The following is a 12932-nucleotide window of genomic DNA, read 5'->3' on the forward strand; positions in this document are numbered from 1 at the left end:
CGGAAAGGCGGCCTCGGGCCGCCTTTCTTTTTCGTCGCCAGAGCGTCCTTGGAGCGTTCATGCACGAAGCGGGATCCCGGCAAGGCGGCTTTCCGCCCGCATCCCTCGATCTTCAAAAATCGGATGGCAATGATTTTGCGTCGATCCCAAATCATTGTGATCTATCTGCTTGTCTTCCCGGTGAAATTTGTGACATTTTCTGTCGCCACAATTTTCGGGAGCTTCTCCAATGACATGCCGTCGCCATGTGCTTGCGGGTATCGCCGCAGCCCTCGCCGTTCCATTCGCATTCTCCGCGCCCGCTGTCGCGAGCGACCTGCCGGATCTCGGCGGCAAGACGGTTGTCGTCGTCACCGAGAATGCCTATCCGCCGCTGCAATTCGTGGATCCGAAGACCGGCCAGGCCGTCGGATGGGAGTATGATGCGATGAACGAGATCGCCAAGCGGCTGAACTTCAAGGTCGAATACCAGAACACCAGCTGGGACGCGATGATTCAGGCAGTCTCCGATGGCCAGTACCAGATCGGCATGACCGGCATCACCATCAAGGACGACCGCAAGGAAAAGGTCGACTTCTCCGACCCTTATATGCGCTCGCAGCAGTTCATGCTGGTGCGCGGCGACGAAACCCGCTTCAAGGACGCCAAGAGCTTCGCCGCAGTCGAGGATGCGCTGATCGGCGCCCAGCCCGGGACTTCGCCGTTCTACACGGCGGTCTATGAGATCCTTGACGGCAACGAGCAGAACCCGCGCATCAAGCTGTTCGAGACCTTTGGCGCGACGGTGCAGGCCTTGAAGGCCGGCGACGTCGACCTCGTGCTGACCGACAGCGTGGCCGCGAAGGGCTATGTCGATTCTTCGGAAGGCAAGCTCAAGGTCGTCGGCGAGCCGCTCGGCACCGAGGATTTCGGCTTCATCTTCCCGAAGGGCTCCGATCTCGTCGCCCCGATCAATGCTGCCATCAAGGCGCTGAAGGAGGACGGCACTCTCGATGCGCTGAACAAGAAGTGGTTCCTCGACTACAAGATGGGCGGCTAAGCGCGGAAAATGGCGCCCGTGCAGCCTTCCGACACGTCCCAGAAGGGCGACTATCCCTGGTGGCTGGTCGCCCTTCTCGTCATTGCCGTGGCGCTCGCCGCGGTTATTGCAACCAACGACATCTTTTCCCAGGTTTTCAACGTCGTCCTCAAAGGCATCGGCGTCACTGTTTTCGTGACGCTGATGGGTTTTGCGCTGGCGACGGTGCTTGGCCTCGGCGTAGCGTTGATGGCGCTTTCGGAGCATGTCGCGCTGCGCCAGACCGCGCGCTTCTATGTCGAGGTGATCCGTGGCGTGCCGATCCTCGTTCTGCTCTTCTACATCGCCTTCGTCGGCGCGCCAGCGCTGGTGGTCGTGGCGAATTTCGCGGCCTCGCCCTTCATTTCTACAGGCTGGATGGAGCCGCTCGTGGTGCGCGATATCTCGCTGATGTGGCGGGCGATCATCGCCCTGATGATCGGCTATTCGGCCTTCATCGCCGAGGTCTTTCGCGCCGGCATCCAGTCGGTCGACAAGGGGCAGGTGGAGGCGGCGAAGGCGCTCGGGCTTTCGCGCTATCAGCGCTTTCGCCTCGTCGTCTTCCCGCAGGCGATCCGCATCATCCTGCCGCCGCTCGGTAACGACTTCGTGGCGATGGTCAAGGATTCCTCGCTGGTCTCGGTGCTCGGCGTCGCCGATATCACCCAGATGGGTAAGATCTATGCCTCGGGCTCTTTCCGCTTCTTCGAGACCTATTCCATCGTCGCCTATGTCTATCTCATCCTGACGATTGGCCTGTCGCTGGCGCTCCGGGCGCTCGAGCGGCGGCTGCGGCGTGCGGAGGCGCCGCGATAGGTTCTCGTCTTCGTTGGAAGGGGTGGTTCGCGGAGTCGCTCCGCATCTCGCCAATTGCCGAAGTGTCAAAAAATTGATATGAGCACGGCCATGGAATCCAAATTCGGATGTCGCGAACAGAAAATCGTCGTGCTGCAGGACCACAAGCGTCTGCCGGCACGCTTTTTCGCGCGGGTTTCCGGCGCGCTCACCAGCCGCCTATCCTGATCGTTCGACCAGTTTTTCCGGCCGCCCTGCTGCCGGCCTTTCCCATATTCTGAAAATTCAAATGGACATACTGCCATGAGCGCACCGCGTACCCTCTATGACAAGATCTGGGACGATCACCTGGTCAACAGCCAGGAGGACGGCACCTGTCTTCTCTACATCGATCGTCACCTCGTCCACGAGGTGACGAGCCCGCAGGCCTTCGAGGGCCTGCGCATGGCCGGCCGCAAGGTCCGCGCGCCGGAAAAGACGCTCGCTGTCGTCGACCATAACGTCCCGACGTCGCCCGATCGGCACCTCGGCATCAAGAACGAGGAAAGCCGCATCCAGGTCGAGGCGCTTGCCAGGAACGCCGCTGATTTCGGCGTCGAATATTATTCCGAGAACGACAAGCGCCAGGGCATCGTCCATATCGTTGGTCCTGAACAGGGCTTCACGCTGCCGGGCATGACGATCGTGTGCGGCGACAGCCATACCTCGACGCACGGCGCCTTCGGCGCGCTGGCGCACGGTATCGGCACCTCTGAAGTCGAGCATGTCCTGGCGACGCAGACGCTGATCCAGAAGAAGGCCAAGAATATGCTGGTGCGCGTCGACGGCCAACTGCCGCCGGGCGTCACCGCCAAGGACATCATCCTCGCGATCATCGGCGAAATCGGCACGGCCGGCGGCACCGGCCATGTCATCGAGTTCGCCGGCGAAGCCATCCGTTCGCTCTCGATGGAAGGCCGCATGACGATCTGCAACATGACGATCGAAGGCGGCGCCCGCGCCGGCCTGATCGCGCCGGACGAAACGACCTTCGCCTATATCAAGGACCGGCCGCGCGCACCGAAGGGCAAGGCCTGGGACATGGCGCTCGAATACTGGAGGACGCTGCATACGGACGAGGGCGCCCACTATGACCGCGTCGTCGTGCTCGACGCTGCCAACCTGCCGCCGATCGTTTCCTGGGGTTCCTCGCCGGAAGACGTGGTCTCGGTGCAGGGCATCGTTCCGAACCCGGATGAAATCCAGGACGAGACGAAGCGCGCTTCGAAATGGCGTGCGCTCGACTATATGGGCCTGAAGCCGGGCACGAAGATCACCGACATCGCGATCGACCGGGTCTTCATCGGCTCGTGTACCAACGGCCGCATCGAGGACCTGCGCGCTGTCGCGAAGGTCGTCGAAGGCCGCAAGGTCGCCCCGACCGTTTCCGCGATGATCGTGCCGGGCTCCGGTCTCGTCAAGGAACAGGCGGAAGCCGAGGGGCTCGACAGGATCTTCAAGGAAGCGGGCTTCGACTGGCGCGAACCCGGCTGCTCCATGTGCCTTGCCATGAACGACGACCGGTTGAAGCCGGGCGAGCGTTGCGCCTCGACATCGAACCGCAACTTCGAAGGCCGCCAGGGCTTCAAGGGGCGCACGCATCTGGTCTCCCCGGCCATGGCCGCGGCCGCGGCGGTTGCTGGGCACTTCATCGATATTCGCGAGTGGAAGTAAGCCGGTTCGAGCTTTCCGGCGTCTATGGCCGCCCCTCGGGGCGGCCTTTTTTATTGCGCGGCGCCGATGTTTTGCGACAATGGGAGCCCTTTCGCCATAGAAGTCTCAGCACGAAGAGCACGTCATGCCTGAGAATGCAAAGCCGATGACGCGCCGCCTCATGCTTCTGCGCCACGCCAAGTCGGCCTGGCCCGAGGGCGTTGCCGACCAGCGCCGGCCGCTTGCCGGCCGTGGGCGAAAGGCGGCGCCGGTCATCGGCGACTACATGGCGCGCACGGGATTGATTCCGGATCTCGCCCTCGTCTCGATCGCGCGGCGTGCGCAGGAAACCTGGGCGCTTGTCTCGGAGGCCCTGCCGCCCGACATTGTTGCCGAGAACGCCGCCGGCATCTACGAGGTCGGCGCGCCGGCCATTCTGGCGACCATTCGCGCGGTGGAACCGTCGATACACCGTTTGCTGCTGGTCGGGCACAATCCGGGAATGACGGAGCTCGCGCTGATGCTCGCTGGCGACGGTGATGCCGCGGCACTCGCGCGTCTTCGAGGCAAGTTCCCGACCGCGGGCCTTGCCGTTCTCGATTTCAACGTCGAGCAGTGGTCGGATGTCGGCCCCGGCAAGGGTCGCCTCATCCGGTTCGTGACACCGCACATGCTCGAGCAATCCACCTGACGCGCCTACCGCAACGCCGCTGCGGGCGGTGGATGCGCTCACAATACCGTCACGACCGTTCCCCGGCGCATGTGCCGGATCAGCCGCCTCATCGCCGGCAGGCTGACGGCGACGCAGCCCTGCGTCGGCTGGTAGCCCGGGCGGATCAGATGGAAGAAGATCGCGGAGCCGGCGTTGCGCCGCCTGGAGAAAATGTTCCAGTCCATGACCAGGCAGACATCATAGAGGCCGTCGTCGCGCAACATCGTCTCGTGGCTGGCCGCAAGCGGGGCTCTGGCCGGGCGGTTATAGGAGGCGTGCCTCGGATCGTCGCACCAGAGCATGTCGCGGCGGATCGCGCGCATCGGCAGACAAGTCGGTGGCAGGGAGATACGGTCGCGACGCATGTAGCCGCCGATCAGTTTCATCGATGCACGCGGCGTTGCGCCGTCGCCCTCGCGCTTCACCGCCGTCACGCCGCCACGGCCGATCGCCGCCTGCTCCGTTCTGCCGTCGAAACTGACAAGCGCGCGCCGGCGGTCGCGGGGCGCCGTTCTGACGATGATCGTGGATTTCGGCGATCTTACTCCCGACGTTTTCTTGCGCATTATTCTCACAAAATTTTGCCTTGTCCGTGACTTAGTGACAACCATAGGCATGGTTGCATTTATGACGACGCTCAACGGCGGCCGGCTTGCCAAGCGCGGCATTTGAGCTAGTTTTGATTCAGGAAGCAAACAGGAATTGTCCCCCATGGCGACACGCACCATTCTCCTTGTCGATGACGACAATGACCTGCGCGAAACATTGGTAGAACAGCTTTCTCTCTACGAAGAGTTCGACCTTCTGCAAGAGGCGACCGCCGGCAAGGGGATCCAGGCGGCTCGCGCGCATCAGGTCGACCTCCTGATCATGGATGTCGGCCTGCCCGACATGGATGGCCGCGAGGCGGTCAAGCTCCTGCGCAAGGGCGGCTTCAAGGCGCCGATCATCATGCTGACAGGCCATGACACCGATTCGGACACCATCCTCGGGCTTGAAGCGGGCGCCAACGATTACGTTACGAAGCCCTTTCGGTTTGCCGTTCTGCTCGCGCGCATTCGCGCCCAGCTTCGCCAGCACGAGCAGAGCGAGGACGCCACCTTCAGCGTCGGTCCCTACACGTTCAAGCCGAGCCAGAAACTGCTGACGATGGAGAACGGCCAGAAGATCCGCCTGACGGAGAAGGAAGCGGCGATCATCCGCTATCTCTACCGCGCCGACCAGAAAGTGGTCACGCGCGACGTCCTGCTCGAAGAGGTCTGGGGCTACAATTCCGGCGTCACCACGCACACGCTGGAAACGCATGTCTACCGGCTCCGTCAGAAAATCGAGCGGGACCCTTCCAATGCGGAGATTTTGGTGACAGAGAACGGCGGCTACAAGATCGTTCCTTAGGCGGGATTGCGGCAAGGCGTGAAGCGGTTTTCCGTTCCGCATCCCGCTTCTTTCTGCATGTTTTCTTAAATCGCAACCGATCAAAGGAAACATGCAGTCATTCAAAGTGCTACAGCGATCCTTGCATCTGACGAGACGCGCGGCGCTGCAATGTGAGCCAGGAGATTTGCCGCTTTGGCACTCAATGACGACATCGCGCTTTTGTCCAACGTCGCGCTATTCGCCGATATCAGCGAGGACAAGCTGAGGCTGATTGCCTTCGGTGCGGAGCGCCGCCGCTTGTCGAAAGGCCAGGAACTCTTTCGCGAAGGGGCGCCGGCCGACTGTGCCTTTGCCGTCGCCACCGGCAGCTTCACGCTTTCCAAGGCGGACGGCGAGGGTCGACCGCAGCACGTGACCACCGTTGAGCGAGGCGCGCTGCTGTCCGAACTGGCGCTGATTTCGATGGTTGAACGCAAATTCACCGCGACCGCCGACGAAGACAGCGAAGTCATCCGCATCAATCGCCCGCTTTTTCGCCGAATGCTGGAAGAGTACCCGGAGGTGACGGCGCTCGTCGAAGCCCGCATCCGCGAGAACCTGCAGGCAATGATCCGGCGCGCCGAGGCGCTCGCCGGCCGTTTTGCTTAGGGCAGCACCGGTTCAAAGATCGAAATGCGCGATCACTGGCACGTGGTCGGAAGGGCGATCCCAGCCGCGTGCCTCGCGCAGGATGTCGATGCGGCTCAGTTTCGGCGCGAGGTCGGCCGAGGACCAGATGTGATCAAGGCGGCGGCCGCGGTCGGCCAAGGCCCAATCCTTCGCACGATAACTCCACCAGGTGTAGAGCTTTTCCGGCGGCGGAACGTGCTGGCGCATCAGGTCCACCCAACCGCCGTTGGTCATTACCGATATCAGGCCTTCGGTCTCGATCGGGGTATGGCTGACGATCTTCAAGAGCTGCTTGTGCGACCAGACGTCGTCCTCGAGAGGCGCGATGTTGAGATCGCCGACGAGAATGGACGAGACGCCGGCTTCGGCTTCGGCGTGCAGGAGCTTCATTTCGTCGACGAAGTCGAGCTTGTGGCCGAACTTCGGATTGATCGTCCGGTCCGGCTCGTCGCCACCGGCCGGCACATAGAAGTTGTGCAGCCGTATCGTCTTGCCGGCGGCGGCGAAGACTACCGAAAGATGGCGTGCGTCGCCAACGCCGCAATAGTCGCGGCGGTCGGAAAGCTCATGCAGCGGCAGGCGCGAAACGGTCGCCACGCCGTGATAGCCTTTCTGGCCGTGCATCTCGATGTATTTGTAGCCGAGGCTTTTGAGTGGCGACGACGGAAACTGGTCGTTCGGGCATTTGGTTTCCTGCAGGCACAGGATGTCGGGCTGCCATGTCTTCAGAAAGTGCTCTACCAGCGGCATGCGCAGACGAATTGAGTTGATGTTCCACGTGGCGATGGAAAGGGCCATTCCTCATTCCTTTGGAAATTTTTGCCGACGGCGGGAGAGCAAGTGTCCGGCAACACGGGACGTTTTAAGCAGGTCTGGGGCCAATCGACAAGTCAAGAAAAAGGCCGCCCGAGGGCGGCCATTTCTCACCGTTTTCCGTGTTGCCTGATCAGCCGCCGCGCCCTTTGTTGCGCACCTCGTCATAGGGAATGCGGAAAACCTTGTCGTCCAGCTGCATTCCGGTCCGAACGTTGAAGATCATCACCGAAGTGTCCTTCTTCTGGGGATCGGTGATCGTCCACTGCCGGAGATCGTAGGTCTTGGGGTCGAACATCATCGTGATGGTCGAATCACCGAAGATGGAGCGGTCTCCGAGTACGATGGTGATGAGGTCGGACTCCTCCCGGACGGCACGCACCATCCTGCCGGTCAGGTCGATCCTTTCGCTCAGCAACAGATTGAGCGGCGTCTTCGAAAGCGGGTAGATGTCCCAGGTCTTCAGCTTCATGTTGCCGATGACGACCGACTTGCCGTCGGCGATCACCCGCATCGGGGAGGGTGCCTCGTAATTGAAGCGGATGCGTCCGGGACGGCGGATGTAGAATTTGCCGCCCGTCTGCTCGCCGCGCGGCCCGAACTGCACGAATTCGCCCGCCATCGTCTTCACCGACGAAAAATGGTCGGCGATCCTCTGGGCGACACCAGAGGCCTGTGCCGAGGCGTGCTTCGCATCGAGCGTCGTTCCGGCCATGCCCGCGAGAGCCGCCAGGCCGCAAACGAAGACGCGCCGCGAGATTGCCCGATTGCGGTCCTGGCCGGTTTTTGTCTCTGTCATCGCAGTCTCCTTCATTTCAAGATCATTTGAAGAGCAAGTGGGGCGCCTTCAAGGCGCTGCCCGATGCCGCAAGAGGCGTCGTTTTCAAATGACCGTTACCGGCCGCGCCTCATGGCGGCCGGCGATGAGGGCCGGATTACCGGCCGGTGATTTCCGCCTCGGTCGGCACCAGGATCTCGCGCTTGCCGGCGTGGTTTGCCGGTCCGATGATGCCTTCCTGCTCCATCCGCTCGATCAGCGAGGCGGCACGATTATAACCGATACCGAGGCGTCGCTGCACATAGGAGGTCGAGGCCTTGCCGTCGCGCAGCACGATCGCCACCGCCTGATCGTAGGGATCGTCGGAATCGGCGAGGTTGGAGGTGCCGGCCGGTCCGCCGCCGTCCTCGTCGTCGCCATCGTCTTCGGTGATCGCATCGAGATATTGCGGCACGCCCTGGGTCTTCAAATAGGCGACCACCTCTTCCACTTCCGTGTCGGAGACGAAAGGACCGTGCACGCGCTGGATGCGCCCGCCACCGGCCATGTAGAGCATGTCGCCCATGCCGAGCAATTGTTCGGCGCCCTGCTCGCCGAGGATCGTGCGGCTGTCGATCTTGGAGGTGACCTGGAAGGAGATGCGCGTCGGGAAGTTCGCCTTGATCGTACCGGTGATGACGTCGACCGACGGGCGCTGGGTCGCCATGATGACGTGAATGCCTGCCGCGCGTGCCATCTGGGCGAGCCGCTGGACGGCGCCCTCGATGTCCTTGCCCGCGACCATCATCAGATCGGCCATCTCGTCGATGATCACGACGATATAAGGCAGCGGCGTGAGATCGAATTCCTCCGTCTCGTAGATCGCTTCGCCCGTCTGGCGGTCGAACCCGGTCTGAACCGTGCGGGTGATCGCGTCGCCCTTGGCGAGCGCCTGTTCGACGCGGGTGTTGAAGCCGTCGATGTTGCGCACACCGATCTTGGACATTTTCTTGTAGCGCTCTTCCATCTCGCGCACGGTCCATTTCAGCGCGACGACGGCCTTCTTCGGATCGGTCACGACCGGCGAAAGCAGGTGCGGGATGCCGTCATAGACGGAGAGTTCCAGCATCTTCGGGTCGATCATGATCAGGCGGCACTGATCTGGCCTGAGCCGATAGAGCAGCGACAGGATCATCGTGTTGATCGCCACCGACTTGCCCGAACCGGTGGTACCGGCGACGAGCAGGTGCGGCATCTTGGCGAGATCGGCGATGACGGGTTCGCCCCCGATCGTCTTGCCGAGCGCCATGGCGAGCCTGGTCTTGGTCGTCTCGAAGTCGCGCGAGCCGATCAACTCGCGCAGGTAGACGGTTTCGCGGCGCTGGTTCGGCAGCTCGATGCCGATGGCATTGCGGCCCGGAACGACGGCGACACGGGCGGCGATCGCGCTCATCGAGCGGGCGATGTCGTCGGCAAGGCCGATGACGCGGGAGGATTTGATGCCCGGTGCCGGCTCGAGTTCGTAAAGCGTGACCACGGGGCCGGGGCGAACGTGGATGATCTCGCCCTTGACGCCGAAATCCTCGAGCACGCCTTCGAGCATGCGAGCGTTCTGTTCGAGCGCGTCGGACGAAAGCGAGGGATCGCGGCCAATGTTCTTCGGTTCGGCAAGGAATTGCATCGGCGGCAGCACGAAGTCACCGCCGTCGTCGACAAACGAGCGCTGCGCCTCGCGTTCGATGCGTTGGCCCGATTTGGGGCGCGGCGCCGGCGACGCGACGCGCGATCCGGCCTTGGCGAGCGCTGCTGTCTTCGGCGGAGCGGCTTTCGGCGCCCAGTCGGCGGCCACGTCGTCGTAGTCGTCGTCCGGCAGGATGCCGGCGGGGCGCTGGTCGTCGAGATCGAAGGGCGAATCGTCATCGTCGTCGGCCATGATCGGCGGCGGCGTGACGATGCGGCGTTCCGAGCGGTCGAGCGAAGGCTCAATACGATCGGTGGAGGCCAGCGGTTTCGGCCGCACCGGTTCGTTCAACGTGCCGAATTCGTCGTTGTTGAAATCATAGGGTTCGTCATATTGGCGTTTAGCGCTTCGCGTGCCGCTCATGCCGAAGGCGCGGCGCAGGCGGGCCTCAAGCGTAAAGCGCATATGGGCAAGCGAGCCCATGAGCAAGGTGAAGGGGCCACCCGCGTCCTCATCCTCGATTTCCTCGCCGATGGTGCGGGCCTTGCTCGGCGCGGCTTCCTCCGCCTGGGCTTCCTCTTGCTCCTCGCTGACGCCGATGAGGCCGGCGCTATAGATCAGGCACCAGGCAGCCGGGGCGGCGAAAAGGCAGGCGAGAACGGTGGCAAACGTGCCGGTCGGGAAGGCGCCGGTGAAAAGGGCCGGGAAGCGCAGGATCATGTCGCCGAAAACACCGCCGAGGCCGTTCGGAAGCGGCCAGGTAATCGGCGCCGGAACACAGCTCAGCGCCGCGCCCGCAAGCGCGGAGCCGATGAACCAGAAGCCGAGACGTTTGAATACCTTGTCGAACGGTTTGCCGCCGATGAGGACGAGCGCCCAGGCGACGGCGGGCAGCAGCGCGACGACGCTCGCCAGCCCGAAGAATTGCATGAAGATGTCAGCGAAGGCGGCGCCGGCATAGCCGAGCACATTGGTCGGCTCGTCTGAGGTTGCGTAGGAGAAGCTCGGGTCAGACACGTTCCATGTCGAGAGCGCCGCGACGGCGAGCGCCAGTGTGCCGAACAGGGCAAAGCCTGCCAGCGAGGCGACCTGTCGCCAAACGAAGGTGGCCAGCACGAACCGGTTGGAACGGCTGTCAAGCGTTGCGGGATTGCTTCTGCTCATGTTGCCTGTTGCCCGTGTCGATCCTTCGGAGCGCCGCGCGTTCATGGGTAGACCATGGGGACGTTCCAGTACTTTGATTCCGGAGCACCACGCCCAGCTTCGAAGGTTGCTGCGTGCGAGCGGGATGCTTCGGGCACATTGCGTGCCATGGAATCAACCTACGCGGAGTAGGGTTAATGCGACATTAACCATGAGCGTGTGCCGGTAAAATACCGATTGGCGCGGCCGCCAGACAAAGGGCGGCCTCGGACAAAAAAGGCCCGGATCTTGGGGATCCGGGCCAGGGGCGGTCCGCAATAACGAGACGGACCGCGACGGGACTGTCGGCGCCGCCGCCTGCATGCAGGCGGCGGCGCAATCGCTTAGCTCGTGTGGTAGGCGGCTTCGCCGTGCGAGGAGAGGTCGAGACCCTCACGCTCCGCCTCGACCGAGACGCGCAGACCGACGAGCGCGTCGACCACCTTGTAGAGGATGGCCGAGCCGATGCCGGACCAGACGACGGTGACGAGGACGCCCTTGAGCTGCGCCCAGACCTGCGTTGCCGTGCCGGCGTAGCCTGCGGCGAAGTCGGCGGTCGAGTAGTCGACGATGCCTGCGCCGCCGAGCGCCGGGTTGACGAGGATGCCGGTTCCGATCGCGCCGAGGATGCCGCCGACGCCGTGGATGCCGAACACGTCGAGGCTGTCGTCATAGTTGAACTTGTTCTTCACCACGTCGACGAAGAAGTAGCAGACCGGCGAGACGGCGAGGCCGAGAACGATCGCGCCCATAGGGCCGGCGAAGCCGGCAGCCGGCGTGACGGCGACGAGACCGGCAACGGCACCCGATGCAGCGCCGAGCATCGAAGCCTTGCCGCGGACGAGCGTTTCAACCACGGCCCAGGAGATGATTGCGGCGGCCGTTGCGAGGAAGGTGTTGATCATGGCGAGCGCCGCATAGGCGTTGGCTTCGAGGTTGGAGCCGGCATTGAAGCCGAACCAGCCGACCCACAGCAGCGACGCGCCGACCATCGTGAGCGTCATCGAATGCGGTGCCATGATCTCTTTCTTGTAGCCCGTGCGCTTGCCGAGCAGGATCGCGCCGACGAGACCTGCGACACCGGCATTGATGTGGACGACGGTGCCGCCGGCAAAGTCGATGGCGCCGAAGGAGAAGATCAGGCCGGTCGGGGCCGTGTAGGCGCTCGGGCCGCCCCAGAACCAGACCATGTGGGCGATCGGGAAGTAGACGAAGGTGACCCAGAGGACGACGAACAGCACGACGGCCGAGAAGCGGATGCGCTCAGCGAAAGCGCCGACGATCAGCGCCGGCGTGATGCAGGCGAAGGTCATCTGGAACACCACGAAGACGTATTCGGGAATGAAGACGCCCTTCGAGAAGCTTTCCGCGAGCGTCGTCGTGTCGACGCCGGCAAGGAACATCTTGGAGAAGCCGCCGATGAAGGAATTCAGCGAGCCGCCGTCGGTGAAAGCCAGCGAATAGCCGTAGGTCACCCAGATAATCATGACGATGGCGGTGATCATCAGAACCTGCATCAGCACCGACAGCATGTTCTTGGCGCGCACGAGACCGCCATAGAAGAGCGCCAGCCCCGGAACAGTCATAAGCAGAACGAGGATGGTCGACAGCAGCATCCAGGTGGTGTCGCCCTTGTCCGGAACAGGGGTTGCCGCAACGGCCTCGGCAGCAGCTGGGGCCGCCTCCTGGGCGAAGGCGACGACCGGCGCAAGCAGGGCGGCAGCTGTTGCGCCCAAGCGTCCGAGAGAGGTGGAAAGTTTGAACGATGACATTTGAGAAATGCTCCCTGAACGGCGTGGTTTACAACGCTTCTGAATCGGTTTCGCCGGTGCGGATGCGAACGGCATGGTCGATCGCATAGACAAAGATCTTGCCGTCGCCGATCTGCCCGGTCTTGGCGGCAGAGGCGATTGCGTCGACGGCCTTGTCGACGATCTCCGACGGCACGGCGATCTCGACCTTGAGCTTCGGCAGGAAGCTCACGGCGTATTCGGTGCCGCGGTAAATTTCGGTGTGCCCCTTCTGGCGGCCGTAGCCCTTCACTTCGGTTACGGTCAGCCCCTGGATGCCAACTTGAGTGAGGGCTTCACGAACCTCATCGAGCTTGAACGGCTTGATAATGGCCATCACAATTTTCATCTGGTTTCCCATCCTATTCCGCCTCCGCCGGAGGCCGTTCTCCTTGCTGCTTAAGCGC

General features: G+C 62.8%; 12 protein-coding genes. 6 read left to right on the top strand and 6 right to left on the bottom strand.

All coding sequences use genetic code 11. The features are described 5' to 3' along the window. The first annotated feature begins 229 nt into the window (after positions 1-229). The 4 genes from QN224_RS19025 to QN224_RS19040 all read left to right on the top strand — a co-directional run bounded on the left by QN224_RS19025 (position 230) and on the right by QN224_RS19040 (position 4235). Positions 230-1039, top strand: a complete 810-nt coding sequence (locus tag QN224_RS19025; protein ID WP_173508734.1) for a basic amino acid ABC transporter substrate-binding protein — start codon at positions 230-232, stop codon at positions 1037-1039. A 9-nt stretch (positions 1040-1048) separates the two neighbouring features. Then, positions 1049-1873: an amino acid ABC transporter permease gene (locus QN224_RS19030; protein WP_283977940.1), complete on the top strand. Its 825-nt coding sequence runs from the start codon at positions 1049-1051 to the stop codon at positions 1871-1873. A 282-nt stretch (positions 1874-2155) separates the two neighbouring features. Then, complete coding sequence (leuC, locus tag QN224_RS19035) at positions 2156-3565, top strand: 3-isopropylmalate dehydratase large subunit (protein WP_283977941.1); 1410 nt, start codon at positions 2156-2158, stop codon at positions 3563-3565. A gap of 124 nt (positions 3566-3689) precedes the next feature. Then, positions 3690-4235: a histidine phosphatase family protein gene (locus tag QN224_RS19040; protein ID WP_283977942.1), complete on the top strand. Its 546-nt coding sequence runs from the start codon at positions 3690-3692 to the stop codon at positions 4233-4235. Positions 4236-4273: 38 nt separating this feature from the next. Here the strand turns inward: QN224_RS19040 and QN224_RS19045 are convergent, their stop codons facing one another. Next, positions 4274-4822, bottom strand: a complete 549-nt coding sequence (locus QN224_RS19045) for a L,D-transpeptidase family protein (protein ID WP_283977943.1) — start codon at positions 4820-4822, stop codon at positions 4274-4276. Positions 4823-4967: 145 nt separating this feature from the next. On the opposite strand from QN224_RS19045, the gene QN224_RS19050 reads away from it, so the two are divergent. Both QN224_RS19050 and QN224_RS19055 read left to right on the top strand, forming a co-directional pair. After that, positions 4968-5651 (top strand): response regulator transcription factor, encoded by a 684-nt coding sequence (locus QN224_RS19050; RefSeq protein WP_173508739.1) that lies wholly within the window; start codon positions 4968-4970, stop codon positions 5649-5651. A gap of 174 nt (positions 5652-5825) precedes the next feature. After that, the gene (locus tag QN224_RS19055; protein WP_173508740.1) at positions 5826-6281 is read left to right on the top strand and encodes a cyclic nucleotide-binding domain-containing protein; all 456 of its coding nucleotides are present in this window, start codon (positions 5826-5828) and stop codon (positions 6279-6281) included. Positions 6282-6293: 12 nt separating this feature from the next. Here QN224_RS19055 and QN224_RS19060 read toward each other — a convergent pair whose 3' ends face one another. The 5 genes from QN224_RS19060 to QN224_RS19080 all read right to left on the bottom strand — a co-directional run bounded on the left by QN224_RS19060 (position 6294) and on the right by QN224_RS19080 (position 12886). After that, positions 6294-7100, bottom strand: coding sequence for an exodeoxyribonuclease III (locus tag QN224_RS19060; protein ID WP_283977944.1), 807 nt, complete (start codon positions 7098-7100; stop codon positions 6294-6296). Between the two features lie 148 nt (positions 7101-7248). After that, positions 7249-7914 (bottom strand): outer membrane lipoprotein carrier protein LolA, encoded by a 666-nt coding sequence (locus QN224_RS19065; RefSeq protein WP_173508742.1) that lies wholly within the window; start codon positions 7912-7914, stop codon positions 7249-7251. A gap of 136 nt (positions 7915-8050) precedes the next feature. Then, positions 8051-10717: a DNA translocase FtsK gene (locus QN224_RS19070; RefSeq protein WP_283977945.1), complete on the bottom strand. Its 2667-nt coding sequence runs from the start codon at positions 10715-10717 to the stop codon at positions 8051-8053. A 362-nt stretch (positions 10718-11079) separates the two neighbouring features. After that, positions 11080-12507 (bottom strand): ammonium transporter, encoded by a 1428-nt coding sequence (locus tag QN224_RS19075; protein WP_283977946.1) that lies wholly within the window; start codon positions 12505-12507, stop codon positions 11080-11082. Between the two features lie 28 nt (positions 12508-12535). Continuing rightward, positions 12536-12886, bottom strand: coding sequence for a P-II family nitrogen regulator (locus QN224_RS19080; RefSeq protein ID WP_167528132.1), 351 nt, complete (start codon positions 12884-12886; stop codon positions 12536-12538). Positions 12887-12932 lie beyond the last annotated feature (46 nt).

This window comes from Sinorhizobium sp. 7-81 (genome assembly GCF_030124405.1).
Lineage (GTDB): Bacteria > Pseudomonadota > Alphaproteobacteria > Rhizobiales > Rhizobiaceae > Sinorhizobium > Sinorhizobium psoraleae.

Bases quoted from the DNA above. Each gene is read 5' to 3' on its own strand.
- QN224_RS19065 (WP_173508742.1), bottom strand. From the start codon at position 7,914: ATGACAGAGACAAAAACCGGCCAGGACCGCAATCGGGCAATCTCGCGG.
- QN224_RS19025 (WP_173508734.1), top strand. From the start codon at position 230: ATGACATGCCGTCGCCATGTGCTTGCGGGTATCGCCGCAGCCCTCGCC.
- QN224_RS19050 (WP_173508739.1), top strand. From the start codon at position 4,968: ATGGCGACACGCACCATTCTCCTTGTCGATGACGACAATGACCTGCGC.
- QN224_RS19030 (WP_283977940.1), top strand. From the start codon at position 1,049: ATGGCGCCCGTGCAGCCTTCCGACACGTCCCAGAAGGGCGACTATCCC.
- QN224_RS19080 (WP_167528132.1), bottom strand. From the start codon at position 12,886: ATGGGAAACCAGATGAAAATTGTGATGGCCATTATCAAGCCGTTCAAG.
- QN224_RS19040 (WP_283977942.1), top strand. From the start codon at position 3,690: ATGCCTGAGAATGCAAAGCCGATGACGCGCCGCCTCATGCTTCTGCGC.
- QN224_RS19060 (WP_283977944.1), bottom strand. From the start codon at position 7,100: ATGGCCCTTTCCATCGCCACGTGGAACATCAACTCAATTCGTCTGCGC.
- QN224_RS19070 (WP_283977945.1), bottom strand. From the start codon at position 10,717: ATGAGCAGAAGCAATCCCGCAACGCTTGACAGCCGTTCCAACCGGTTC.
- leuC (WP_283977941.1), top strand. From the start codon at position 2,156: ATGAGCGCACCGCGTACCCTCTATGACAAGATCTGGGACGATCACCTG.
- QN224_RS19045 (WP_283977943.1), bottom strand. From the start codon at position 4,822: ATGCGCAAGAAAACGTCGGGAGTAAGATCGCCGAAATCCACGATCATC.
- QN224_RS19075 (WP_283977946.1), bottom strand. From the start codon at position 12,507: ATGTCATCGTTCAAACTTTCCACCTCTCTCGGACGCTTGGGCGCAACA.